This is a genomic window from Acidovorax sp. GW821-FHT10A04 (assembly GCF_059415825.1).
On sequence record NZ_JBWKNZ010000010.1, the window covers coordinates 116449 to 142275 of the forward strand.

General features: G+C 70.1%; 19 protein-coding genes and 1 pseudogene. 7 read left to right on the forward strand and 13 right to left on the reverse strand.

Annotated features, from left to right (window positions below):
• Positions 1–124: 124 nt before the first annotated feature.
• Both AC07PF_RS20880 and AC07PF_RS20885 read left to right on the forward strand, forming a co-directional pair.
• The gene (locus tag AC07PF_RS20880) at positions 125–2800 is read left to right on the forward strand and encodes an RCC1 domain-containing protein (RefSeq protein ID WP_494613116.1); all 2676 of its coding nucleotides are present in this window, start codon (positions 125–127) and stop codon (positions 2798–2800) included.
• Positions 2801–2915: 115 nt separating this feature from the next.
• Positions 2916–5591 carry an RCC1 domain-containing protein gene (locus tag AC07PF_RS20885; protein ID WP_494613117.1) on the forward strand — a complete coding sequence of 892 codons (2676 nt, stop codon included), beginning with the start codon at positions 2916–2918 and terminating at the stop codon, positions 5589–5591.
• Positions 5592–5611: 20 nt separating this feature from the next.
• Here the strand turns inward: AC07PF_RS20885 and AC07PF_RS20890 are convergent, their stop codons facing one another.
• The 10 genes and pseudogenes from AC07PF_RS20890 to AC07PF_RS20935 all read right to left on the reverse strand — a co-directional run bounded on the left by AC07PF_RS20890 (position 5612) and on the right by AC07PF_RS20935 (position 14819).
• A complete protein-coding gene (locus tag AC07PF_RS20890; protein WP_494613118.1) occupies positions 5612–6526 on the reverse strand; it encodes a hypothetical protein in 915 nt (304 codons plus the stop codon).
• Positions 6527–7041: 515 nt separating this feature from the next.
• Positions 7042–8124 (reverse strand): hypothetical protein, encoded by a 1083-nt coding sequence (locus tag AC07PF_RS20895; RefSeq protein WP_494613119.1) that lies wholly within the window; start codon positions 8122–8124, stop codon positions 7042–7044.
• Between the two features lie 120 nt (positions 8125–8244).
• On the reverse strand, positions 8245–9201 hold the full coding sequence (locus tag AC07PF_RS20900) for a hypothetical protein (protein WP_494613120.1): 957 nt from the start codon (positions 9199–9201) through the stop codon (positions 8245–8247).
• A 66-nt stretch (positions 9202–9267) separates the two neighbouring features.
• The gene (locus tag AC07PF_RS20905) at positions 9268–9639 is read right to left on the reverse strand and encodes a copper-binding protein (protein WP_007856276.1); all 372 of its coding nucleotides are present in this window, start codon (positions 9637–9639) and stop codon (positions 9268–9270) included.
• A pseudogene (locus AC07PF_RS20910) lies at positions 9636–9953 on the reverse strand (DUF411 domain-containing protein); the annotation flags it as partial. The pseudogene AC07PF_RS20910 and the gene AC07PF_RS20905, both read right to left, overlap by 4 nt.
• Before the next feature lie 464 nt (positions 9954–10417).
• Positions 10418–10942 carry a cupredoxin domain-containing protein gene (locus tag AC07PF_RS20915; RefSeq protein ID WP_494613121.1) on the reverse strand — a complete coding sequence of 175 codons (525 nt, stop codon included), beginning with the start codon at positions 10940–10942 and terminating at the stop codon, positions 10418–10420.
• Positions 10943–10962: 20 nt separating this feature from the next.
• Complete coding sequence (locus tag AC07PF_RS20920; RefSeq protein ID WP_494607879.1) at positions 10963–12354, reverse strand: multicopper oxidase family protein; 1392 nt, start codon at positions 12352–12354, stop codon at positions 10963–10965.
• A 6-nt stretch (positions 12355–12360) separates the two neighbouring features.
• Positions 12361–13788: a TolC family protein gene (locus AC07PF_RS20925; protein ID WP_494613122.1), complete on the reverse strand. Its 1428-nt coding sequence runs from the start codon at positions 13786–13788 to the stop codon at positions 12361–12363.
• Positions 13785–14129 carry a hypothetical protein gene (locus AC07PF_RS20930; RefSeq protein ID WP_494613123.1) on the reverse strand — a complete coding sequence of 115 codons (345 nt, stop codon included), beginning with the start codon at positions 14127–14129 and terminating at the stop codon, positions 13785–13787. Before AC07PF_RS20930 ends, AC07PF_RS20925 begins: the two co-directional genes overlap by 4 nt.
• A gap of 231 nt (positions 14130–14360) precedes the next feature.
• Positions 14361–14819 carry a hypothetical protein gene (locus AC07PF_RS20935; RefSeq protein WP_494613124.1) on the reverse strand — a complete coding sequence of 153 codons (459 nt, stop codon included), beginning with the start codon at positions 14817–14819 and terminating at the stop codon, positions 14361–14363.
• Positions 14820–15033: 214 nt separating this feature from the next.
• Here AC07PF_RS20935 and AC07PF_RS20940 point away from each other — a divergent pair, with 214 nt between their 5' ends.
• Entirely contained in the window at positions 15034–18609 is a 3576-nt protein-coding gene (locus AC07PF_RS20940) for a bifunctional diguanylate cyclase/phosphodiesterase (protein ID WP_494613125.1), read from the forward strand.
• Between the two features lie 154 nt (positions 18610–18763).
• On the opposite strand, the gene AC07PF_RS20945 is transcribed toward AC07PF_RS20940, so the two are convergent.
• On the reverse strand, positions 18764–19222 hold the full coding sequence (locus tag AC07PF_RS20945) for a hypothetical protein (protein ID WP_494613126.1): 459 nt from the start codon (positions 19220–19222) through the stop codon (positions 18764–18766).
• A 193-nt stretch (positions 19223–19415) separates the two neighbouring features.
• On the opposite strand from AC07PF_RS20945, the gene AC07PF_RS20950 reads away from it, so the two are divergent.
• A complete protein-coding gene (locus AC07PF_RS20950; RefSeq protein ID WP_007856291.1) occupies positions 19416–20513 on the forward strand; it encodes a hypothetical protein in 1098 nt (365 codons plus the stop codon).
• Positions 20514–20516: 3 nt separating this feature from the next.
• Here the strand turns inward: AC07PF_RS20950 and AC07PF_RS20955 are convergent, their stop codons facing one another.
• Positions 20517–21185, reverse strand: coding sequence for a YitT family protein (locus AC07PF_RS20955; RefSeq protein WP_494613128.1), 669 nt, complete (start codon positions 21183–21185; stop codon positions 20517–20519).
• 160 nt (positions 21186–21345) lie between these two features.
• Here AC07PF_RS20955 and AC07PF_RS20960 point away from each other — a divergent pair, with 160 nt between their 5' ends.
• Positions 21346–21930, forward strand: coding sequence for a hypothetical protein (locus AC07PF_RS20960; RefSeq protein ID WP_007856296.1), 585 nt, complete (start codon positions 21346–21348; stop codon positions 21928–21930).
• Between the two features lie 80 nt (positions 21931–22010).
• Here AC07PF_RS20960 and AC07PF_RS20965 read toward each other — a convergent pair whose 3' ends face one another.
• Complete coding sequence (locus AC07PF_RS20965; protein WP_494613129.1) at positions 22011–22946, reverse strand: LysR family transcriptional regulator; 936 nt, start codon at positions 22944–22946, stop codon at positions 22011–22013.
• A gap of 135 nt (positions 22947–23081) precedes the next feature.
• Here AC07PF_RS20965 and AC07PF_RS20970 point away from each other — a divergent pair, with 135 nt between their 5' ends.
• Together AC07PF_RS20970 and ggt are read left to right on the forward strand one after the other, a co-directional pair.
• On the forward strand, positions 23082–24074 hold the full coding sequence (locus AC07PF_RS20970; RefSeq protein WP_007856299.1) for a Bug family tripartite tricarboxylate transporter substrate binding protein: 993 nt from the start codon (positions 23082–23084) through the stop codon (positions 24072–24074).
• An 86-nt stretch (positions 24075–24160) separates the two neighbouring features.
• The gene (gene ggt, locus AC07PF_RS20975) at positions 24161–25786 is read left to right on the forward strand and encodes a gamma-glutamyltransferase (protein WP_494613130.1); all 1626 of its coding nucleotides are present in this window, start codon (positions 24161–24163) and stop codon (positions 25784–25786) included.
• Positions 25787–25827: the final 41 nt, after the last annotated feature.

Genomic DNA, 25827 nt, shown 5'->3' on the forward strand with positions numbered 1-25827 from the left:
GCAGTGCGGCATAGGATGGTTTCTTTGCGCACATGCCGCCACGGTGTGTGACGACGCCGTGGCGCGTGGCACTCGTCGCTGACGCGCCTTGCGACCGACCAAACGAGAGGAAGGGAAGATCACCATGACGACTCCACCACCAAGGCGTCGGGCTTCGCGCTGCCTGCTGTTGTCCGCGCTGCTGGCGGGCCTGGGCCTGACGGGCACCGCATGGGCCCAGACCATTGCCACCGGCGCGCGCCATGCACTGGCGCTGCAGGCCGATGGCAGCGTGCTGGCCTGGGGCGACAACCGCCTGGCCCAGCTGGGCCAGGGCAAGACGATCTATGCCAGCACGGCGCGCGAGATTCCGCTGCCGGCCAAGGCGACGGCCGTGCGCACCAGCAGGACCACCGCCCTGGTGCTCGACGAGGAGGGCCATGTGTGGAGCTGGGGGACCAATGCCAGGGGGCAACTGGGCGATGGAACGCGGGCCGACAGGGCCACGCCCCAGGTGGTGTTTCGGGGCGCGGTGTACATCGCCAACGGCGGCGACGCCGCTCCCTCTTCCCTGATCGACAAGGACGGCCAGCCCTGGTGGTGGGGGCCGCTGCCGTCTGGCGTGGACGCAGCCGTGCCCGAGCGCGCCGCGCAACTGCCCGAGCGGCTGGTGCGCATCGAGCACCAGTTGCGCGCCACCGTGGCGCTCGACGAGCAGGGCGTGGTCTGGTCCTGGGGCGAAGGTGCGGCCTGCGCGGGCGGCGCTGTGGCCTCGGCGCCGGTGGCCATGCGCGGCGTGCCGCCCATCGTGGATTTCATCTTCGAGGCCCAGGGGCCGATCACCAACCTGGGCCCCGGCTGGCCCGCCCTGGGCCCGGTCTCGCGCGTGACCGCCAGGGATGCCGGTGGCCGTCTGTGGGTGTGGGGCACCGATCCCCACCGCATTCCGGACGGGCTGCCGTCCCAGGGGCTCACCCATTGCCCGGCCGAGCGCTGGGCACTGGCCTACGATCCCTTCGTGGGCCGCGACCGCATCCACCCGGACATGGAGAAGGCCGGTGTGAAGCTGCAAAAGGTGGTGCATAGCGGCGGTGGTTCCCTGGGGTGGACGGCCGAGGGCGACCTGTGGCGCTGGCGGTATGTCCCCACGGGCGAGATTTCGGGTGGCCCGCTCATGGCGGTGGAGCGCGTCGCCTCTGGCGTGGTCGATGCCAGCGGCCACAACACCTCCTTGAGGGGCATGCTGCCGGTGCTGATGTACATCACGCGCGACGGCAAGCTCCATGCCATGGGTTCCAACACCAGCCTGCACCTGGCGGTTGCCGCCGATGCGGCCGGAGGGTCCGAATCGATCGCCAGCCCGCGCAAGGTCGCCCTGCCGTCTGCTGCGCTCAGCGTGCACGCGAGCGAGGCGGGCAGCCACGCGCTGCTGGCGGACGGCCGGATCTTCCGCTGGGGCCTGGGCGCCGTGCAGTACGACGGGCAGGCCAGCTTGCTGGGGCGCAGCTTTGTGCAGACGCCCACGCCCATCGCGTTGGGGGCGCCGGTCACCCAGCTCGCGGCGGCGCAGGGCCAGTGGCTGGCGGTGGATGCCGATGGCAAGGTCTGGAGTTCCGGGGGCTGGGGTATCGATCCCGTCCCCCACAGCCGTCCGGTCGTGGTTGGGGGCTCCACGGGCCTGCCGCTAGCGCGCAGCGTGTCCGTGGGGGGCAACGGACATGGCGCCATCCTCGGTGTGGACGGGTCGGTATGGACCATTGGCGGCAGCCGCGAAATCTTCCCTCCCTTCCAGGGCTCCGATGTCCATGGGTCCCTGGTCGCGTCGTCGGTACCTCGCAAGGTGGAGGGGCTGCCCAGTTCCATCACCCAGGTGGCGACGGCCGATGGCAGCTATGGTGCAGCGTACGCGCTGGACGCGTCCGGCACCGTATGGTTCTGGGGTGCGCAGCACCTGTACGGGATTTCCGGGCAGGACAGTGCGGGCCTCAACCGGGGACAGTGGCTCGTGCGGACCCCGATCGTGCTGCCGCTGCCGCACAAGGCGGTTTCCATCCACGCCGGCGATTTCAATGTCTGCGCCGTGCTGCAGGATGGGTCTGCGCAGTGCTACGGCAAGCTGTTTAACGAGCACCGGGGGCGGCGCCTGGAGTTGCATGCACCCATCCGAGAAATATCCATGGGGGTGGACGAGGACCGCGCCGACACCGTGGTGACCGCCCGGAGGGGCGGCACGGTCCATCTGCGCCTGGCGGACGGAACGGTATGGGCCCTGGGCCAGGGCCGCCAGGGGCAACTGGGGTCCGGTGCCTACGCCAGTGCGGCAGAGCCCATCCCCGTGTCCAATGAAGCCGGCACCGGTGACCTGGACCTGGACCCCGCGGCGCCAAATGTGGCGACGGCTGCCAACCGCCCACCGTTCCGGGTGAAGACGGTGCTGGCGGGCAACCTGCGCAGCCTGTCGTTCACGGGCGATGTGTTCGGCAGCGCCGGCACGCCGCCAGGCGCCCATGTGTATGCCCTGGCCTCCGCCGGGCCCCTGGGCCAGGGTGTCTGGATGCAGCTCGATGCCCAGGGCGCCTGGAGCCCGCTGCGCTGGCCGGTGCCGGCAGTTGCCAGCAACGTCCAGCTGGGCAGCGATGCCCAGGCCGTGCCGCTGGATCTGCGACCGCAGCAACTGCAACAAGGCTCCGATCTCACGGGCCTGCGCCTGTACATCGGCTACGGGCGTGATGTCGACGAGATGCTGGCCGCCCGGCGCTTTCGCGAGGTGCTGGAGCTGGGGCCCGACGCGACCGGCATGGTCCTGACGTCGGACTATTGACCGGGTCGTCGTGCCAATTTTTGTTGGACAAGGGCGGGGGGCACAGGAGATGCTCCTTGCCAGGCGTTTCCGAGAGGATTGACCGCCTCCACCTTTCCCGCCGGGAGCCCAGACCATGTGCTTGCCGATCCACCGTTTTGCACTGGGCGCCACCGGCACGGCGCTGCTGCTTGGCTTGTGCGTTGCCAGTGCCCAGGCCCAGACCCTGGCCAGCGGCGCGCGCCATGCGCTGGCCCTCACACACGACGGGCGCCTGCTGGCCTGGGGCGACAACCGGCTGGCACAGCTGGGCCAGGGCAAGACGGCCTATGCCGCCAGCGCGCGCGAGATCGCCATGCCCGCCCGCATGGTGGCCGTGCGCGCCGGCCTGCACAGCGTGCTGGCGCTGGACGAACAGGGCAACGTGTGGAGCTGGGGAACCAACCGCCAGGGGCAACTGGGGGACGGCACGCGCGCGGACCGGGGCACGCCGCGCACCGTTTTTCGTGGGGCGACGGCCATCGTCAACGGCGACGAGCGCGGGCCCTCGTTCGCCATCGATGCCGAAGGCCAGCCCTGGTGGTGGGGGCCATTGCCCTCGGGCTCCCTGGCGCTGCTGCCCGAGCGCGCCGCCCGGTTGCCCGCACGGCTCACCCGCGTCCAGCAGGCTGCCAGCACCACGGTGGCGCTCGACGACCAGGGCACGGTCTGGTCCTGGGGCGAGGGCGTGGCCTGTGCGGCGGACGCCGGCCCGCGCGGGCCCGAAGCCGTGGCCGGCCTGCCGCCCATCGCAGACCTGGTGATGCAGAGCTACGCCCCTTCACGCGACAAGCCGCTGCATGACCCCCAGCCGCCGCCGCGCCAGTATGGGCCGGCCTCCCTGGTGCAGGCCGTGGACCGCGATGGCACGCATTGGCAGTGGGGCGAATCGCCCGTGGACCCCAGCCTGCGCCGCATGCCCGGGGACCGCGTGCGCCACTGCCCGCCCGGGCGCATTGACGGCACCTACAGCGTCCTGCGCCTGCTGGATTACCGCCACCCCGACATGGCGGCGCAGGGCGTGCAGATCACGCGCATGCTGGATGGCGCTATGCCCTACCTGGGTCTCACGGCCGAGGGTGAACTCTGGCAGTGGGGCCATCTGATCGAGGGCCACCCGCGCGACGGGCGCACCACGCTGCGCCGCGTGGCCAGCGGCGTGGCCGACGCCAGCGCCTATGCCAGCCAGGGCAACCCGCGCCGCGCAGGGCTGCTGTACGCCACGCGCGATGGCCGGCTCTACGGCCAGGGCGCGAACACCAGCCTGCACCTGGCCAGCGGGGACGGGGAGCTCGACTCGTCCCCCAGCCCGCGCACCGTGCCCCTGCCGGGGCCCGCGGCCAGCGTGCACACCCGGCCCTACGGCAGCTATGCACTGCTGCGCGACGGGCGCCTGTTCCGCTGGGGGCTAGGGGCGTGGACCTCGGACCCGTACGCCCATTTCGAAGGCGGGGTGTTTCCGCAGGACCCGGTGCACGAGGCCGTGCCGGCCCGGCTGCTGCGGCTGGCCACCTCGCACCACCGCTGGCTGGCGGTGGACGACGAGGGCCGGGTCTGGACATCGGATGGCTGGGGCGCCGCAGCGCGCCCGCGCACCGAGTCCGGCCGCCCGGCGCTGGTCTACAGCCAGGGCGGCATGCCCGCCATGCGCGACGTGGCCATGGGCGGGCACGACCACGCGGCACTGCTGGCGGCGAATGGGTCGGTCTGGGATCTCAGCGGCGAGCCGGGCGTACCGGTCAAGGTGCAGGGCCTGCCCGGGCCCGTGCAGCAGATTGCCGCCATGGGTGACGGCAGCGCGCGCGCCACCTACGCGCTCGATGCGCAGGGCACCGTCTGGTACTGGGGCATGCGGCAGCGCTATGGCACCACGGGCCCCCGGCCCAAGGGCTTCTGGGGCGGTCCCATCAAGGAGCCCACCGCGCTGTCCCTGCCGGGCAAGGCGGTCTCCATCCATGCCAACGACTACAGTCTGTGCGCCATCCTGCAGGACGGGTCGGCCCAGTGCCTGGGCAAGATCTTCAAGGAGCACGAGGGCGTGCGCTTTGCGCTGCACGCGCCGATCCGCGAGCTGTCCTTCGGCGTGGATGGCATGGACGACCCCGAGTACATGGACCAGCGCGGCGTGGAGCATTTCGGCACCGTGCACTTTCGGCTGGCGGATGGCACGGTATGGGCCTGGGGGCGCGGCCGCCAGGGCCAACTGGGCAACGGCGGCTACGCCAGCAGCCCGGTGCCCACCCCGGTGGCCAACGAGGCCGGCACGGGCGAGTTGGACCTGCAACCCCAGGGTGCCAATGCACGCGTGCCTGTGCGCCCGCCGTTCCGGATGCAGGCTTCGTTGCACGGCAACCCGCGCGCCGTTTCACTCGGGGTGCGGGTTTTCGGCAGCACGCCCGGGGCGGGGCCCGCCTGCGGCCGCCCATGCCGGCTGTATGCCATGCTGGCCAGCGGCACCGCGCCGGGGCCGGGCGACCCGGCGCAGCAGGGCACCTGGGTGGCGCTGGACGGCCAGGGCCGCTGGGGCCCCGGAGAGGAATACCGCTGGCCCGTGCCCTCCGCCGATGGGCAGGGGGCGCCGCCGGGCGAGCGCCAGTCCGTGCACCTGCGCCTGCTGCGCGGCGAGGACGGCCCCGCGCCGGCCGGCATGCGCCTGTACCTGGGCTACGGGCGCGACGTGCAGGAAATGCGGGCCGCGCGGCGCTGGCGCGAGGTGCTGGAGCTGGCGCCCGAGGACGTGGCCGAGGCGCAGGCGATTGGGGGATTGAACTGAACCTGCCCGGTGCGCGGGCGTCAGAACAGCGTGTAGTAGCTGTCGTAGCTGCGCAGCCAGAACTTGGGTTGCCGCGATTCCTGGTCGAAATGGAGCTGCAGCAGGTTGGCACGCGGCAGGGCGCTGTCGACCACCAGCTCCTTGTCGTTGGCGGCTTCCTCCACCTCGCTGAAGGCCAGGCGCTGCAGCACATGGGTGAAGGCGGCCTCGGCATTGCGCGGGCGGTAGTCCTCGTCGAGCAGCAGCGAGGGCTTGCGCAGGTACTCCTGGTGCAGCCAGTACCACACGCCCTCGTTGGTCGTGCCCGGCTGGGCGCCGGGGTTGCCCTGGTCGCCCCAGGTGTGGGTGGGCTCGCCCGCGGTCACGCCGGCAGGGTCCCAGGCCAGGGCGCCCAGGCCGTCGCCCACGTGCACGAACACGGCCAGGCTGCGGTCGTAGCGGGCACGCACCGGGGCGGGCAGGATCCTGTCGAGCCCGTCCTTGCCGCCGGACGAGTAGTCCCATTGGCGCAGCAGCATGTCGGTCACCGTGGTCATGGAGGACGGGTGGACAAAGGAGGAGTCGCCCACCTCGACGCTCCAGTCGGCCAGCAGCTTGACCATCGCGGGCAGCGGGGCGCCCAGGCGCTTTTCCAGGTCCTGCAATGCAGCGGCGGCAGGCTTCTTGCCGGTGGGGGGCTTGGCCCGTTCGACCGTGACCGTGCCTTCCTCCAGGCGCTTGGACAGGCCGCGCACACGTTCGATCCAGGGCTTGCCCTGGTCGTAGAGCGGGGCCGATACGCGGGACATGTCGCGCACCGTCCAGGTCCGGTTGAAAGGCGTGGCCTTGCCTGCCAGGGTCACCGTGCCGCGCAGCTGCACGCGCTGCAGGCCCTGGGGCAGGGCCCACACCAGCGCCGGCCGCCGGTGCAGGCCGGGCTGCGTGGCCCAGTCCACTGAAACCGAGAAATCGGCTGTGCGTGAGGGTCTGGCAGGGCCGCAATCTAGACGGCGGGCGCAGCCGGGTTGCACACCCGGCGAGCACGGCAACGACGAGTGCGGCCCTGCCAGACCCTCACCCATTGGGCCGGGGTGGCAGCGGGCGCTTCGCAGCGTTGCGGGCCTTGCCAAGGCGGCCAGCCTTGGCCGCAGCCCGCGCCTTGCGCTGCATCCCACTGCCACCCCGGCGCACAGCCGATTTCTCGGTTTCAGCGGACTAGTTGTTGAGCTGGGCCACCACCTTGCCATTGGCCAGCACATCGGCCACGACGGAGTCGCCCACCTCCAGCCAGGGGTGGATGCCGGCCCGGGGGCCTTGTACGGAACCTTGGGCTGTGCCTGCAGCAGGCTGCAGGGCAGCGTCCCCAGGGTGGCCAGAATGGTCCGCCGTGTCGTGGTCATGGCATCTCCCTCTCTCTATCTGTCAATGGATGAGTGAGGCGGGAGTGTAGAGAGGCGATGCCGGGCGCGGATCAATACTGGGTGTGGTGCCCGTAGTGGCCGTTGTAGCTGTTCAAAAGCAGCTGCGGGGCACGCGCCCCGTTGAAGTGCAACAGCAGCAGGTTGCCCAGCGGGGTGGCGCTGTCCAGCACCAGTTCATCGTCGGTCATGGGCTGGTACTGGTCTGCCAGTGCATGGCGCTCGAACACGCTGGCCAGGGCCAGGTCGGCGCTGAGGGGGCGGCCGTCCTTGTCCAGCAGCAGCGAGGGCTTGACGGCCATCTCCTGGTGCATCCAGTACCACAGGCCATCGCCGCCCATGGCGGGGCTGGGGCCGCTGCCCAGCCGGGCGTGGTCCTCGGGCGTGAGGCCTTGGGGGTCCCAGGCCAGGGCGCCCATGCCGTCGCCGACCGTGACGAACACCGCCAGGCTGCGGGCATAGCGCTCGTGCACGCCGGGCGAGAGAAAGTTGCCCGGGGCATCCTTGCCGCTGCGTGGGTAGCCGAAATCGCCGTGCATCAGGTCGAGCAGGGTGGTCATGGAGGCCGGGCGCACAAAGTGCGAACGGCCCAGGCGGATGTCGCAGGCCGACAGCAACTGCGCCACTGCTGGCGGCAGCGGGGTGCCCAGGCGCTTTTCCTGGGCCTCCAGGGCGGCACCAGCCACCGGCCTCGCGGGGGCTACGGTGAGTGGAGCGTCTTCGCTCTCGTGGACCGGGATCGCCTGCGCCAGCGCGCGCACGCGTTCGGGCCAGGGCCGGCCCTGGTCGTACAGCGGTGTCGACATGCTGGCCAGGTCGCGCACCGCCCAGGTCCGCGTGAAGTGGCAGGCCTTGCCCGCCACGGTCACCGTGCCGCGCAGCTGCAGGCGCTTCACGCCCGCAGGCAAAGCCACGGTGGCAGCCGGCAGCCGGGGCTTGCCGGCCTTGGTGGAGCGGTGGTCCAGCTGCCCCACGACCTGGCCATCGGCCAGCAGTTCGGCCGCCACGCTGTCCCCGGCTTCCAGCCAGGGGTGCAGGCCGACCCGCATGCCGGCCGCCGCAGGTGTTTGCGCCAGCAGCGCCACGGGCAAGGCGCCCAGCGTGGCCAGCGTGTTGCGCCGGGTGGTCCCTGTCATCGAATCCCTCTTATGTTTTGCAGATGGGGCGCGATTGTAGGCAGGCGGCGGCGGGCGCTCGACAGATGGCCGGCGTGATGTGCCTCAGCCGGGGCTGCACTCAAGGAAAATTCGCACGGGTCAATACAACCCGTAGGGATGCTCGTAGCTGCACAGCCATAGCCTGGGGTGCCTCCGCTTGTCGAACTGCAGTTGCAGCAGGTTGGGGCGCGGCAGGGCCGTGTCCACGACGAGTTCATCGTCGGCCTGCGCCGAGGCCAGGCGAGACAACGCGAAACGCTGGAAGACCTGCGTGAAGGCGGCCTCGGCGGTGTGCGGCTGGCCGGTGGCGTGGTCCTGCAGCAAGGCGGGTTCGTCCAGCGAGTCCTGGTGCAGCCAGTACCACAGGCCTTCTTCTCCAGGCGCACCCTCGGGGTCCCAGGCCAGGGCACCCAGGCCGTCACCCACGTCCACGTACACGGCCAGGCTGCGGTCGTAGCGGGCGAGTACGTCGGGGGAGATCAGTTCCTGCAGCCCATCTTCGCCGGTGCGCGCGTAGTCCCACTGGTTCACCAGCATCTCGGCCACGGTGCCCAGGCCGCGGGCGCCCACGAAGTACGAGTCGCTGATGCCGATGTCCCAGTCCGCGAGCAGTTGCAGCAGGGCGGGCACGGGGGTGCCCAGGCGCTGTTCCAGGGCCTGCAGCGCCGCCTGGCCTGGCTGCGGCAGTGCCGGTTCGATCTGGATGCGCGGGGTCTGCCGTGCCAGCGCATGGATGCGCTCGGCCCAGGGCAGGCATGGGTCGTACAGCGGGGCGGAGGCGGGGGCCATGTCGCGCACCATCCAGGTCCTGTCCAGGGCCGCGGGGGCCTTGCCGGCGAGGGACACCGTGCCCCGCAGCTGCAGTTGCTGCAGCCCGGGCCGCATGGGGACAAGCACCACGGGCTGCCTTTGCAGCCCGGGCCGCGTGGCCTCATGGTCGAGTTGCGCGACGACCCTGCCATCCACCACCACCTCGGCTGCCACTCGGTCGCCCACCTGCAGGCAGGGGTGGATGCCTGCAGCGGCTGCAGGGGGCGGGACGAGGGGCTCTGGCATGGGGCGGACCACGGGAGTTTGCGACGCCGGGATTGTAGGCACGGCGGTGCAAGCGGTCGAACCTGCTCAGGGCGTGGCCGGCTCGATGCGTGTCACCACATAGGCGCCGGCCTGCTGCTCGGCGCGAAAACGCACCTTGGCACCGGGCCTGACCTGCGCGGCCTGGGCCGGGTCGGTGACGCGGAACACCATGGTCATGGCTGGCATGTCCAGGTTGCGGATGGGGCCGTGGCGCAGCGTGACCTTGGCGCTGGCGGCATCCCAGCGCACGACCTCGCCCTCGCTCAGGTCCGAAGTGGCAGCGGCAGGGGCGGCATGGCTGCCGTGGTCCTCGCCATGGTCATGGTCGTCGCCCGCCAGGGCGGGCACGGTGCAGAGGCCGGCAGCCAGGGCAAGCAGGGCGGTGCGCAGATGGCGGGAGGGGGTGGAGCGGGTCATGTCGATTCCTTCTTGTTGCCAGGGTAGTTCGTGAAAACGCGGGTGCTGCCGTTGCGTGCGACCAGCAGCACGGCGTAGCTGTCCCTGCGGCCGCCGTAGGCGGGGCCATCCATGCCGGGCGACCCAATGGGCATGCCGGGCACGGCCAGGCCCAGGGCGTCGGGCTTTTGCCGCAGCAGGGCGTGCACATCGCTGGCGGGCACATGGCCTTCGACCAGGTAGCCGCCCACAAGGGCGGTGTGGCACGAACCCAGCTTTTGCGGCAGGCCCAGGCGGGCGCGCACGGCGTTGTTGCCGGTGTCGTGCACCAGAACGTGCTGGCGGCCTATCCGGGGCCGCGCAAGTGCCTTTCCGGGCTGGGATGCTAGGCGCGGCGCGCGGCCAATAGCTTGGCTATTGGCAAGCGCTGCAACGCCGCAGACCTCCCGGAAAGGCACTTGCCCGAAGGGTTGGGGCGAAATCGGGCGATCGCAGGCCCAAGTTGCTTGCATGGGCATGAGCCCATGCGGTGCAACGTTGGCTCTACGCTCTTCCCGATTGCGCCCCAACGCGGCCCCGGATAGGCCGCCAGCACGTTCTACTGCAAAGCCGTTGGCCTGCAGGTGGTCCACCCAGTCCTGGCAGCAGCCGCAGTGGGGGTCTTTCCAGACCTCGACCGGCGTGGGGGCCGCTGCACCTGCTGCCATCGGCAGCGCGGTTGCGGCGAGCATGGCCAGCCAGGCGCGACGGGTGCTGGCGGTTGGTGTGTGGGTCATGGGATGTCCTTGCTCTTCCAGGGTCAGCCCTTGCGGGGGATGACGTTGATGGTGCCCACCATGCCGGCCTGGTAGTGGCCGGGGATCAGGCAGGCAAAGTCGAAGCGGCCCGCGCGGTTGAACTGCCAGACGATCTGGCCGCGCTTGCCGGCGGCCACGTGGGCCATGTAGGGCTCGTCGTGCTCCATGCCGGGGTGTTTGGCCATCATCTCGGCGTGCTGGGCCAGCGTGGCCTGGGTGCCGAGCACGATCTCGTGCAGCAGCTGGCCCTGGTTGTGCACCACCAGGCGCACGGTCTCGCCCTCGCGCACCTCGATGTGGGCGGGGCCAAAGCGCATGTCGTCGCCCATGCGCAGGGTGATGGTGCGTTGCACGGCCTGGGCGCTGCCGGCAATGCCCCAGTCCTGCTGCTGGGCGGGCAGCGCGGCCTTGGGCTCCGTGCCATGGGGCGCATTGCCATGGGCCCAGGCGGCGCCGGTGCTGGCCAGCACGGCAGTGGCGGTTGCAAGGTGCAGGGCCAGGCGGTTCAGTGGTCGGAGGTTGTTCATGGTGTGTCCTTGGATGGGGATCAATGCTGGTGGCCGCCGCTGTGGGCGGCGGGCTTGCGTGCGCGGGCGGCACTGGGCGCGGTGCCCGGCGTGGTGGCCCGTGGCGGGGCGGGCATGGCAGCCGGCGCACCCTGCCATTCATAGGCCTGGGTGCCGGGCGGCTGGGCGTAGTGGCCTGGGTCGCGGTAGTCGCCCGCGGCCTGGTGGGCACGCACCTTGAAGGTGGTGAACATGCCGCCCATCTCCAGCGGGCCGTAGGGGCCGGTGCCGGTCATCATGGGGAAGGTGTTGTCGGGCAGCGGCATCTCCATGGCGCCCATGTCGGACATGCCGCGCTCGCCCATCACCATGTAATCGGGCACGATCTTCTGGATCTTGCCGACCAGGCCCTTGTGGTCCACGCCGATCATGGTGGGCACGTCGTGCCCCATGGCGCCCATGGTGTGGTGGCTCTTGTGGCAGTGGAAGGCCCAGTCCCCGGGCTCGTCGGCGACCAGCTCCACCTGGCGCATCTGGCCCACGGCCACGTCAGCGGTCACCTCGGGCCAGCGCGCGCTTTTGGGCACGGGCCCGCCGTCGGTGCCGGTCACCTCGAACTCGTGGCCGTGGATGTGGATGGGGTGGTTGGTCATGGTGAGGTTGCCCACGCGAATGCGCACGCGTTCGCCCAGGCGTGCCACCAGCGGGCTGATGGCCGGGAAGACCCGGCTGTTCCAGCACCAGATGTTGTGGTCCAGCATGGTGTTGACCTTGGGCGTGCGCGCCCCGGGCTCTACGTCGAAGGCGTTGAGCAAGAAGGCGTAGTCGCGCTGCACCGTGGCGATGTGCGGGTGCGCCGCCTTCGGGTGGGTGATCCACAGGCCCATCATGCCCATGGCCATCTGCACCATCTCGTCGGCATGCGGGTGATACATGAAGGTGCCGGGGCGCCGCGCCACGAACTCGTAGACGAAGGTCTTGCCCGGCGGTATGGCCGGCTGGTTCAGCCCCGCAATGCCGTCCATGCCGTTGGGCAGGCGCTGGCCATGCCAGTGCACCGACGTGTGCTCGGGCAGCCGGTTGGTGACGAAGATGCGCACGCGGTCGCCCTCCACCACCTCGATGGTGGGGCCCGGGCTTTGCCCGTTGTAGCCCCACATGTTGACCAGAAAGCCCGGCGCGACCTCGCGCACCACGGGCTCGGCCACCAGGTGGAACTCCTTGACCCCGGCGTTCATGCGCCAGGGCGCGGTCCAGCCGTTGAGGGTGACCACGGGGTGGTAGGGCCGCCCGGTGGGCGGGTGCAGCGGGGGGGCGGTGTCGGCGCTGGGCTGCAGCACGGGCTCGGGTAGCGCGGCCAGGGCCACGCGGCTGACGGTGGTGGCAGCCACGGCCGTGGCCGCGCCTGCCGTGAAGAAATGGCGTCTTTGCATGGTAGGTCAGTGGCCTTGTGGGATGGAGGGGGTGGCGGCGCCGGAGGCAAGGCCTTGCAGGGCGCCCGGCGAGGTGCCGGTGAGGGCCAGTTGCAGGTCGGTCTCGGCCAGCCAGAAGTCGCGCTGCGCCTCGATGGCGCCGGCCACCGATTGCGTGCTGGCGCGTGCCTCGGCCAGCAGTTTCCACACGCTGGCGAGCATGCCGTTGTAGCGCAGCGTGGTCTCGTCGCTGATGAGCTGGCGCAGCGGCACCACCTCATCGCGCTGCTGGCGCGCCAGGTCGAGCGCGGTGCGGTAGGTGAACCAGGCGCTGCGCACCTCGCTGCGGGCGCGCACGGCGGTGTCCTGCAGCGTGGCGGCGCTTTGCTCCACCCGCAACTGGGCGCGGGTGCGCGCGGCGCCGCCCCAGTCGAACAGGGGCAGCGGTACATCCAGCTCCCAGCCGCGCGTGGTCTCGCGGTGGCCGCTCTCGCGCTCGGTCGTGGTGTTGCGCTGGTAGGCGATGCCGATGTCGCCGAACACCGCGCCCGCACGCGCCCAGCCCTGCTGGCGCGCCTCGGTGTCGAGCTGGCGGCGCGCGGCCTGCACGTCCAGGCGCTCGCGCAGCGCGGTGGCCTCGATGCCATCGGCAGGCAGTACAGTCGCGGGCAGGGCCGGCAATTGGTCGGCCAGGGTGTAGCCCGTCTGCACGCCCCACAGGCCCATGCTGCGGCTGAGCTGCTCGCGCGCCGTGGCGGCGGCCAGGCGGGCGCGGGCGCGCTGGGCATTCGCCTCCTGCAGCACGGCCTGTTCGCGCGCATGCTGCAGGCGGCTGAAGTTGCCCACGCGGGCCATGCGCCGGGCCAGCTCGGCACCGGCCTCGGCGGCCTCGACCATGCGCTCGTGCGTGGCGGCCACCTGCTCGGCGGCCACGGCGCGCAGCCAGGCGCGGCGTGTGTCGGCGGCCTGGGCCACCACCTCCTGCGCGGCCTGCAGCGTGGCCACCTGCATGCGCTCGGCCTGGCGCTCCATGCGCCAGGGCAGGGTCACCAGGTTCAGCAGGCTGAAGGCCAGCGTGCGCTCGATCTCGCGCTCATGGCTGTTGGTCAGCCGCGCGATCGAGAACTGCGGGTTGGGCAGGGTGATGGCCTGCACACGTTCGGCATCGGCCACGCCCAGCGCAGCCAGGCGCGCCTGCAGGCCGGGGTGGTGGAGCAGGGCGATGCGCACGGCCGCGTCCTGTGTGAGCGGCTGGGCCAGCCAGCCGGCGATGGCCTGGCGCGCCTGGTCGCGTGCGGTCGGGTCGGCGGCGGGCAGGGCGGTGCCGGCCACGCCGGTGCGTGGCTGCGCCAGGGCCTGCACGTTACCGCGCAGGCCGTCGGGCGAGACGCTGGCGCAGCCTGCAAGCAGGGCGGCCAGGGCCAGCCCTGTCAGATGGGGAATGCTGCGGCTCATGGCTTGTGCTCCCCGTGCTGGTGGGGGGCGGCAGGCGCTGCCCGTGCGCTGCCCTGGCTGGCCTCCCAGCGCACGATGTCGGCATGGCCACGCGGGAAGGCGGCCACGGCCTGGTGGGCGGCGCGCCAGTCGGCCAGCGGTGCTTCGGCGCCTTGCGGCAGTGCTTGCGGCTGCATGGGGGTGTAGACCGGTGGACTGTGGGTTGCCGGGGGCACGGCCGCCGGGGCCGGGCCGGCGGCGGCTTGCGGCTGTGCCCCTGCCACGGCGGGCAGGAGCAAGGCCAGCCACGCCAGGGGGCGCAGCACGGGCCGGTGAAGAACAAACAAGAAGAGGTCGCGCATGGTGCGGTCTCCAGAAAAACGGGAATGGAACGGCGCCGTGGCCTGCGGTGTGCGCTCGGCTGGCGCTGGCAGGGGTGGGCGGGCTCGGGGCGGGCGCGGCTCAGGTGCGCGGGCGGCGAAGTGCAAGCCCATGCGCCAGGGCAACGGCGCGCCAGCGGCGCCGGTCTGGGCGGCAGGGGATTGCCAGGCGCTCCCGCACAGGCCCGAACAGGCCCTGGGGATGCTCGAGCCTCAGGCGATGGGGGGCTTGATGGCCAGCGCGGCGGTGGCGCTGTCGAACGGGGTGGCTGCCGCAGGGGCGGCACCGGCCACCAGCGGCAGGGGCGCGGCCGGCATGGCCGGTGGCTCCATCAGGGCCGTGTGGCAGATCTCGCAGGCGGTGCAATTGGCGTGCTGGTGGTGCGTGGCGCAGCCGGTGCTGCCGGGCGTGCTGCCATCGCAGGCCAGGGGTGCGGCTTCGGTGGCCGCGTGGTGGCCACCCTGCAAGCTGCTGCTATGGTCCCCGGCGTGGGCCGCCTCGCCCGCGGCGGTGTGGTCGTGCTGGCCGTGGTGGTCCGCAGCGGTGGCCTGTGCCACGGCCGCCGGCGCAGGGTGCTGCATGGGCACCATGCCCGCGGCCATGGCGGTGCCCACCAGGCCCCGAAGGACCAGCACCACCATCAGCAGATAGAACAGGGGGCCGCGACGCATGGCGCAATGATAAGACCTTTGGCCCAGGCGTTGCGCAAGCGCCGGCTTGTCGCATGGTTTACCCGCAAACGCGCCGCGGGCACCCGATCCAGGGGTACGATGTATCCAGATGTTTTTAGGGCTGCCTGGGCTTGGCGGGCGCTGGCGGACCGGCGCCGGGACCGCAGGGCCAGGCCGGTGCAGAAACCCATCCCTCCTCTTCGCGAAAGGCCCCATGCGTGCTTTGCCGCAGTTGGCTACGGGCTCCCTGTCCGCCAGGATCCGCCTGCTGATCCTGGTGGCCACGCTGCCTGCCTTGGCGCTGGTGGCCTACCAGGCGCAGGCCAACCGCGAGGAGTCGGTGGCCGCAGCGCGCGAGAACGCGCTGCTGCTCACCCGCAGCATGGCCTACAGCCAGCAACGCCTGATCGACTCCACCCGGGCCTTTCTGCAGCAGCTGGCCTCGACCCGCCGGGCGCAGCAGCTCGATGCCCCCGATTGCTCGCAGTACCTGGCCGAGGTGCTGGCGCTCAACGCCACCTACATCAACATCGGCCTGCCCCGGGCCGATGGCGATTTGCGCTGCAGCGCCGTGCCGCCCAGTGCGCCGGTGAACATGACCGACCGGCCCCACTTCCTGCGGGCCATCGTGGCGCGCGAGTTCTCGGTGGGCAGCTTCCAGGTGGACCCGGCGGTCGGCCTGGCCAGCGTGAGCTTTGCGCAGCCGCTGGTCGACCCCGAGACCCGCGCGGTGCTGGGCGCGGCGGTGGCCGTGGTGTCGCTTGACTGGTGGAGCCGCCGCCTGCACGAGCTGGGCCTGCCCGACGGGGCCGTGGCCCGCGTGCTCGGCCCCGACGGCCGGGTGATCGCGCGCTTTCCACCCGATGCGCGGGAGCTGGGCACCCCGTCCGAGTTGCCCCAGCCCGGGGCCGGCGCCCAGGCCCTGCAGGGCGGCGCCCATCTGCTGGAGACCGAGGATGGCGCCCGCTACATCGAGGTGGCGCGGCCCCTGCTCGAATCCCAGGGCCGGCCGGTGGCCAGCATGCGCCTGTCGGTGCCGCTCGATGCGCTGTATGCCCGCATCGCGCGGCAGATGTGGCGCGACATCGGCTTTTTGCTGCTGGGGCTGCTGGCCTCGTTCGTGCTGGCACACGAAGGGGTGCGCCGCGGGGTGGGCAAGCCGCTGGCCCGGCTGCTGCGCGCCACCGACCAGCTCGCCCGGGGTCAGCAGGTGGCCCCGGTGCCCGAGACGGGGTTTCGCGAGCTGGCCCAACTGGCGCAGCGCTTCAACCACATGGCCCAGGCGCGCCAGCAGGCCGAGGGCGAGCTGCGCCAGAGCGAGGAGAACCTGGCCATCACCCTGCACTCCATCGGCGATGCGGTGGTGGTCACCGATGCCCGAGGGCATGTGGTGCGCATGAACGGCGTGGCCGAGCAGATGACCGGCTGGCCGCTGCGCGAGGCGCAGGACCGCCCGCTGACGGATGTGTTTCGCATCGTCAACGCGCGCACCCGCGAGCCATCGAAGGACCCGGTGCAACTGGTCATGGCCAGCGGCCGGGTGGTGGAACTCTCCAACCACACCACGCTGATCGCCCGCGGCGGCACCGAGTACCAGATCGCCGACAGCGCAGCCCCCATCCGCAGTGCCGCGGGCGAGATCACCGGTGTGGTGCTGGTGTTCAGCGACGTGACCGAGTCGTACCGCGTGCGCCGCCAGCTGGAAGAGAACGAGGCGCGGTTTCGCACGCTCACCATGCTGTCCTCGGACTGGTACTGGGAGCAGGATGCGCAGCTGCGCTTCGTGACGCTGGAGGGCGAGGCCGCCAAGCGCACGCTGCCGGGCCCCCAGTGGCATGTGGGCAAGACCCGCCACGCGGTGGCTACCGACGACGGCGGCGGGGTGGCTGCTTCGGAGGGCATCGCGGTGGACTGGGAGCAGCACGAGCAGGCCCTGCGCGAGCACCGCGAGTTCCGTGATTTCGAGTACCCGCGCCGCTCCACGGGGGGGGCGGTGGAGTGGGTCTCGGTGAGTGGCACGCCGATGTTCGATGCGGATGGCACGTTCCTGGGATACCGGGGCATCGGCAACAACATCACCGCGCGCAAGAACGCCGAGCGGGAGCTGCGCATCGCCGCCATTGCCTTCGAGTCGCAGGAGGGCATGCTGGTCACTGATGCCGACACCGTGATCCTGCGCACCAACCGCGCCTTCACCAAGATCACCGGCTACGACAGTGCCGACGCCGTGGGTCGGCGCGCCAGTTTTCTCGCGTCGGGGCAGCACGACGAAGCTTTTTTTACCGGCCTGCGCCGCACCCTGGACAGCGTGGGCGAGTGGAGCGGCGAGATCTGGAACCGCTGCAAGGACGGGCAGGTGAACCTGCACCAGATGGGCATCACGGCGGTCAAGGACACCCAGGGGCGGCTCACGCACTACGTGGCCTCGCTGAGCGACATCACGCAGAAGGCCGCCGCCGCCAGGGAGATCGAGCACCTGGCCTTCTACGACCCGCTCACCCTGCTGCCCAACCGCCGCCTGATGATGGACCGGCTGCAGCAGGCCTTTGCCAGCAGTGCGCGCTCGGGTCAGTACGGCGCGCTGCTGTGCCTGGACCTGGACCACTTCAAGAACCTCAACGACACCCTGGGCCACGACATGGGCGACGTGCTGCTGCAGCAGGTGGCCCAGCGCCTCAAAGCCTGCGTGCGCGATGGCGACACCGTGGCGCGCCTGGGCGGCGATGAGTTCCTGCTGCTGCTCAAGGGCATGAGCAGCGAACCCACCGAGGCGGCCGAGCACACCCAGACGGTGGGCACCAAGGTGCTGGCCGCGCTCAACCAGCCCTACCAGCTGGCCCTGCACCACGTGCACAGCACGCCCAGCATCGGCGCCGTGCTGTTCAGCGGCCAGAGCCAGTCGGTGGACGAGCTCATGAAGCGTGCCGACCTGGCCATGTATGCCGCCAAGACAGCCGGACGCAACGCCGTGCGCTTTTTCGACCCGCGCATGCAGGCCGCCGTGACGGCCCGCGCCGCGATGGAGAACGACCTGCGCACCGCCCTGGCGGAGGACCAGTTCCGCCTGTACTACCAGGTGCAGGTGGGGCAGGGCGGGCGGGCCATCGGTGCCGAGGTGCTGATCCGCTGGCAGCACCCCGAGCGCGGCCTGGTCATGCCCGGCGAGTTCATACCCCTGGCCGAAGAGACCGGTCAGATCCTCGCCATCGGCCTGTGGGTGCTGCGCACCGCCTGCCTGCAGCTGCGCCACTGGGAGGACGACCCCGCGCGCAGCCACCTGCAACTGGCCGTGAACGTGAGCGCGCGCCAGTTCCGCCAGGGCGACTTCGTCGACCAGGTGTTTGCCGTGCTCAGCGAAACCGGCGCCCGCGCCGACCGCCTCAAGCTGGAGCTGACCGAGAGCATGGCGCTGGACAACGTGCAGCACACCATCGCCCGGATGAACGCGCTGCGGGCGCTGGGCGTGGGCTTCTCGATGGACGACTTCGGCACCGGGCAGTCCTCGCTGTCCTACCTCACGCGGCTGCCGCTGGACCAGCTCAAGATCGACCAGAGCTTCGTGCGCAACATCGGCATCCAGGAGGCCGATGCGCTCATCGTGCAGACCATCATCGGCATGGCGCAGAGCCTGGGCATCGACGTGATTGCCGAGGGCGTGGAGACCACGGCGCAGCGCGAGTTCCTGGCGCTGCACGGCTGCAACCTGTGGCAGGGCTATTTGTTCAGCCGGCCGGTACCGCTGGAGAACTTCGAGCAGTTGATGGCGCAGCGGTACGCGGACCACGGGTAGCACGCCGATCCGGGCGCGGCCCGGCCATGGTCTGTCAGCCGGCGCGCTGCGCGGCGGGCGTGGCCAGGTACTCGCCCACGGTGATGCGGTAGCCGCCCGAGAGGTTTTTGGCAATCGCCTGAACGGTGTAGATCGGCCTCCATGGAATGCCGCACTAGGGCCTGTTAACACCAATTCGGGGTCGCGAAATTGGTGTTAACAGGCCCTGGCCCAGCAGCAGCGATGCCAGCGTGTACAGCGCCTGCGTGAGCTGGAAGTTGTCCCGCGTGGCGAAGTAGTAGCGCGAGGGGATCTTGAAGGTCATGATGACCACGCTCACGGTCAGCAAAAAGCGCTTGACCTCGGTGTCGGGCGTGACTTTGCGGCCGTTGTACGTCGCGCCCCCGGCCATGATCTTCGGTGCATTGGCCTGCAGCCACTGCTCGAAATGCGAGACCTCGCGCGCCGACTGGCCGGCCCGCGCAAAGAGAAAGAAGAAGACCAGTGCACACAGCACCGAGATCCCCAGCAACACGGGCCGTGACAGCACGGCGGTGGCGGCATCGTAGGCCAACAGGGCCTTGAGGCCCGAAGCGGTAAAGACCAGTCCTGGAATGAGCGCAAGCCAACGCATGTGAAATCCCTCCAGAAGTATCGTGTTGTTTTTCTGACGCCGGGCCGCTGCGCTGTGGCAGATGGGCCGCAACGGGCAATCCAGGCCTTGCCGGACCGGCGCCCCTGCGTCACGATGGACTGTAGTCGATGGCACCCGCGCCGCGCCAAGGGGCGGCATTGCCACCGTGTCACTTTCGAGCCACTGGAGTTCCATGCTGTTTCGCAGAGTTGTTGCCACCCTGGCCTTGTCGTTGTTGTCGGCGGGGGTGTTTCTGCCCTTTGCCCAGGCGGCAGAGATCCATCCTCTCGAATACGAGCAGTTGCGCGACCGGATCAAGCAGCGCGGGTCGGCACCGGTCGCGGTGTGGCTGCTGCGCCTCTTCAGCATTCCGGACGCCGACGCCAGGGCGGTTGAATTGCAGGCACGGATCGACCGGCTGCTGGTCGAATTGGGGCGTGAGGCACTGCCTGGTGGCCGGCATGTGAACAGCGGGGGCGGCATCATGCTGTGGGTGACGGAGGCGGGCCTGGAGATCGTAGTCAACAGCCCCCTTGCCCTGCGCGTGCTTTTCTTCAATGAGTGGCGCCATTCGACCCTGCTGCCGCAGTCGGATGGCCACCTCGACGAACTGGACCGCCGGCTGAAGACCAGTGCCAGCGGGTGGGTGGACGTGGAAGCAACGCTCGCCGTGCCGGGGGCCGAGTTCGACATCGATCGCCATACCGGAGAGGGTTCTGTCGTGCTGAAATCGCCCGCGCAGCACAGCGCGGCGGTGGACGCCGCGATGCTGCTGTTCAGGCGCCTGGGCGTGCCCACCTCGTCCGGCCTTCCGGCCAGCACGGCAGGCGGTGTCATCACCGTGCTCGATGTCTCGGGCGTGACCCGCAATGGCACCGTGCTGCTGCGCACCAACGAGCGCGGGCTGGCAGAGCTGGCCTGGAACAACTGGGCCATCGCGCTGAAGGCCCCCGGGTACAGGCCCATGCTCGCGCCGCTGGTGATCCCGCAGGGCTACACGACCCAGCCCGAGCCCGGTGCCGGGCAGTCGCGGGCGGTCGTATTCCTGAAAACCCCGGCGGAAGAATGGGGCGTCGCGTTGGCAACCCGCAATGCCATCTACCGGCGCGCACTGGAGGATGTGCTCGCGCCCTATGCGGTGAGCGGAACGCCGCGGTGGGAGGAGGCGTTCGGCAGGACCACCGTGGTGCTGCCGGATGCCGAGTTGGAGCGCCTGGCCCAGGCTCGCGATTTGCGTGTGAAGTACGTGGTCATCGAAAAGCCGATCAACAAGCCCGCAGCCCCACCCTGAGGGTCACGTCCCCATGTACCGCCCCGGTCGGTGGTTCATGGCCAGTACCAGGTTGAGCGCCACCGCGCCGGCAATCGACCACAGCACGCGCAGCGGTTCCACCGTGAACAGTGCCAGCAGCACAATGCAGAAGTCCACCGCCATCTGGATCTTGCCCGCGCGCCAGCCATAGCGGTCCTGCAAATACAGGGCGGCAACGCCCACGCCGCCCAGGCTGCAGCGGTGGCGAAACAGCACCAGGAACCCCGTGCCCGTGATGGTGCCGCCCGCAATCGCCGCATACAGAGGCTGCAGCTGCGCGAACTGCAGCAGGTGCGACTGCAGCTCCGTCAGTGCTGACAGCAGCAGCACCGCGATGAAGGTCTTCACCGTGAACGCCCGCCCCAACTTGCGCAGCGCCAGCCAGTAAAAGGGCAGGTTGACCACGAAGAACAGCTTGCCGAAGCCGATGCCCGTGGCGTAGTGCGCCAGGAACGCCAGCCCCGCCGTGCCGCCCGTGAGCAGCCCGGCACTGGTGAAGAAGGCCACGCCCACCGAGATCAACAGCACGCCAGTGAAGATGGCGACGGCGTCTTCGGTGGGGGTGTGGGGGGCGGGCGGGGCGGCGGTGGCCTGGGTCGGGGAGGGGGCAGCGGGGGGCGTGGCGGCTGCAGAATGCTCGGAGCGGGTCATGGCGAGGGCACGAAGGTAGGGGGAGCAACTGGGCGAGGCATGGATTGGACCACGCAAGCCGCGTGCCGGGCTTGCCCTGGGTCAACCTGATAGTGCGAGAAACCGCGTGGAAGAGCTCTCTTCTACGGTTAGGATGGCGCCCACAAAAAGAGAGGGAACCATGACCATGAGGATGATTGCGCCGGTGCTGCTCGCCTTGGCGCTGGGTGGCTGCGGCACCACGGCCGTGCTGGAACCGGGTTCGGCCAAGACCATCGATCCCGATGAATCGTTGATCGTGCTGGGCGTGAACCCGGGCTACCGCGTGTTAGTGTTCCCGGGCGAAGTCGTTGGCGGTCAGTTCAAGCAAAGCGGTTTTGCAACGGCTGTTATCAACGGCGCAGCGACCGACGGCTACGTTGTCGCCAAGGCGCGCGCGGGCCAGGTACTGGGCCTGACCAGTGTGTCCGCGCAGGGCGAAGGTCTATTTGGCCGTAGCTATACCGCCTGCGGGGGCGCACGCGCACCGGTGTTCCATGTGCCCAAGGGGCAGATCCTGTACCTGGCCGACATCCGCTACGAACCCAGCGGCGGGCGTTCGCTGAACATCCGCTATGAAGACCGCTTCGAAGCGGCTGCGGCGTTCGTTCGCAAGCAGTACCCGCAGTTCGAGGGAACCATGCAGCGCACGCGCGTGGAGGCATTGCCCATGGCGGGCATCTGTCAGCCGAACATCATCTACATTCCAATCTACGTGGGGCGCTGAGGTTCATGCAAGGCCGGAGTCCGGCTCGGGTGCCTTCCGGTTCGTCACCTTGTTCTGCGGCCTGCTTTCGCTGCGGTGATTCAATCCGACCGCCCCACCACCGCCGCAATATGCTCCACAAACAGCTTCACCGCCTCCGCCGTGTTGTCCTTCGCCCAGATCACCCCCACCGGCCCGAAGCGGATGGTGCGGTCCAGGGGCAGGATGCGCATGTTGCCCAGGGCCACCTGGTACCGGGCCATGGCTTCGGAGCACACGCCGATGTAGTCGCCCTGGTGCACCAGGGCCTGCAGGGTGGTGATGGCGGGGGTTTCCACCTTGGGGCGCAGCCACGAGGCGCCGGCGTCCAGCAGCGCGGCGTCGAGCTGTGAGCGGGTGAGGGTGCCCGGGGGCGGCATGATCCAGTTGTCCTGCACCAGGTCGATCAAACGGATGGGGCCCTTGGCGTCCCAGTGGCGGCTGGCGCGGCCCACCACCAGGCAGACGTTGTCGTCGAACAGCTCGCGGTGTTCCAGCCCGTCCTTGTAGGCGCGCGAGTCGAGCGAGCACACCACCAGGTCGAGCTGCTTGTTGTCGATGCCTTCCAGCAGCTGGGTGAGCGGGCTCTCCGACACCGTGACCGAGATGTACGGGTACAGCGCCTGGAACTCCACCAGCGCCTGTGGTATGCCGCGCGCCACCCCGGCCCACACGCTGCCGATGTGCAGGCGCGCGGTGCGCCCCTGGGCCAGGGCGCCCAGCTCGGCCTGGGTGCGGGTGATGTCGCCCAGCACGCTGATGGCCAGGCGCTTCATGATGATGCCGGCCGGCGTGAGCTGCACGCGCCGCCCTCGCGTGACCAGGGGCGTGCCCACCAGCTCCTCCAGGTCGGCCAGCCAGTGCGACATGGCCGACTGCGTCATGTGCAGGCGCGCAGCAGCCTCGGTCAGGGTGCCGGCCTCGTCCAGCACCATGAAGGATTCCAGATGTTTGACCTTGAGCCGGCGCGCCCAGGCCACTTGATCGTATGCAGTCATGAGCAAATGCTAATGCATCCATCGTGCTAATTCACTGGTCCTTGGGGCGGCTGCGCCGAATAATGGCCCGCATGCAGGCAGCACTTTTCACAACGCTGCCACCTTCCCGCCGCCTACCCCCCGGAGATTTGCCGTATGAAGAAACCTTTCTGCCTGGCCGCCAAGGCCGTGGCGCTCGCGCTGTCGTCGCTGGCCGCGCTGCCCGCCGTGCAGGCGCAGGACGCCAACAACTACCCCACGCGCCCGATTCGTCTGGTGGTCTCGCAGCAGGCGGGCGGCAGCTCCGACACCGTGGCGCGCCTGTGGGCCGAGCATGCGGGCAAGGCCATCAATGCCACCATCACGGTGGAGAACAAGCCCGGCGCCGGCGGCATCATCGCTGCGCAGCAGGTGCTGGGCCAGCCGGCCGACGGCTACACGCTGATGTTCGGCGGCGTCTCGCAGATGGTGCTCAACAAGTTCGTCTACAAGCCGCTGCCCTACGACCCCGAGAAGGACTTCGTGGGCGTGGGCATGCTCAGCACCGTGCCCTTCATCCTGGTGGCCAACCCGGCCACGGGCTTCAAGTCGCTCGACGACCTGGTCAAGTACGCCAAGGCCAACCCCGGCAAGCTCAACTTCTCGTCCTCGGGCCTGGGCAATTCCACCCAGCTGGCGGTGGAGCTGCTGCAAAAGAAGCTCGACATCAGCATGGTGCACGTGCCCTTCAAGGGCGAGCCCGACGGGCTCATGGCCACCATCGGCGGCCAGACGCAGGTGATGGCGCCCGTGGGCGGCTCGGCGCTGCCGCACATCAAGAACGGCAAGATCGTGCCCCTGGTGGTGCTGGCCCCTTCGCGCCTGGCCGAGCTGCCCGACGTGCCGGCCGCCAACGAGCTGGGCGTGAAGGACTTCGACACCATGGGCTGGAGCGGCATCGTCGCCAAGGCCGGCACGCCCGCCGCCATCATCGCCAGGCTGCACGAGGGCACGCGCGCCTTCCACGCCAGCCCCGAGGTGCAGGCCAAGCTCAAGGGCATGAACGCGATTGCCATGCCCGGCCCATCCAGCCAGCTGATGGAGGTGACGCGCCGCGACACCAAGGCCTGGGGGCCCACGCTCGAAGCCCTGAACCTCAATCCCAAGTGAGGTGATGCGGCCGGCCCGCTGATCCCCTGCATGCGCCCGCTGCACTGGCAGCCGGCGCATCTCTTCCATTCTTTTTGAGTTTCTCCATGAAAAAACAAGCAATGGTGTCCTGCCCGCAGCCCGAGGCGGCGGAGTCCGGCATCGAGGTCCTGCGCGCGGGCGGCAACGCGGTGGATGCGGCCGTGGCCGTGGCGCTGTCGCAGACCGTGGTGGACCCGCTGATGTGCGGCATCGCGGGCTTCGGCACGGCGGCCGTCTTCCTGCCCGGCAAAGAGGCACACGAGTATTTCGACTTCCACGCACCCGCGCCGCTGGCCGCGCGCGAGGACATGTGGGCCGCGCTGCTCGAAGGCGAGACCAAGGACGGCTTCGGCTTCATCCTGAAGGGCCGGGTCAACGACATCGGCGCGCAATCCATCGCCACGCCGGCCACGCTCAAGGGCCTGGCCGCCATGCATGCCGCCCACGGCCGCCTGCCGTGGAAGGAGGTGGTGGCGCCCGCCATCGCCTGGGCGCGCGATGGCTACTTCGTGCGGCCCGGCATGTACTCGTTCTGGATCGACCAGACCCTGGCCGGCCGCGCCAGCAACATGGACCGCCTGCACTACAGCGACGAAGGCCGCGCCCTGTACTGCCGCCCCGACGGCAGCGCCAAGCCCATCGGCACGCCCATCGTGAACGAGAACTTCGCCCAGGTGCTGGCCCAGGTGGCCGAGGAAGGCATCGATCCCTTCTACGAGGGCGAGCTGGCCCGGCGCATGGTGGAGCATGTGCAGTCGCTGGGCGGCCTGCTGTCCATGGACGACCTCAAGAGCTACCAGGTGCGCCGCGCAAAACCCCTGATGGGCCGCTACCGCGACCGCGTGGTGACGACCAACCAGCCCCCGGGCGGCGGCGCCATGCTGCTGCAGATGCTCACCATCCTCGAAGAGTTCGACCTGGCCGGCATGGAGCACAACGGCCCCGAGTACCTGCGCACCCTGAGCGAGGTGATGAAGAAGGCCACCACCGACAAGGACCGCCACATCGGCGACCCGGCCTTCGTCGAGGTGCCGCTGGACCAGCTGCTGTCCAGGGAGAACGCCGCCCGCGTGGCCGCCGACATCCGCGCCGGCAAGCGCCACAGTGTGGAGCGCGTGAACCTGGGCGCGCCCGTGCCCAAGGACACCACGCACATCAGCGTGGTCGACGGCGAGGGCGGCTGCGTCTCCATGACGCATTCGCTGGCCATGCCCTCGGGCGTGATCACGCCGGGCATGGGCTTCTTCTACAACGGCTGCATGGGCGTGTTCGACCCGCGGCCGGGCCGCGCCGGCAGCATCCAGCCGGGCAAGAGCCGCTTCACCTCGTCGTGCCCGAGCATCGTGTTCAAGGACGGCAAGCCCGAGATCGTGCTCGGCGCGCCCGGCGGCACGCAGATCGCCATGGGTGTGCTGCAGGTGCTGCTCAACCTGATCGACCACCGCATGGGCATGCAGGAGGCCGTGTCGGCCCCGCGTTTCTCGTCCACCAGCAACTCCATCGACGTGTGCAACCGCATCCCCCGCCATGTGGGGCGCGAGCTGCAGGCCCAGGGCTACGAGGTGCTGCGCAACCCGTACAACTACACCATCGGCTGGGTGCACGGCGTGCAGATTGGCGCGGACGGCACCTTGCACGGCGGCGCCGACCCGGGGCGCGACGGGGTGGCGTACGGCACGGCGGTGGCATAGGCTCCTGGGGAACCGGGCCTTCTCCTACAGGCGGGTCAGTG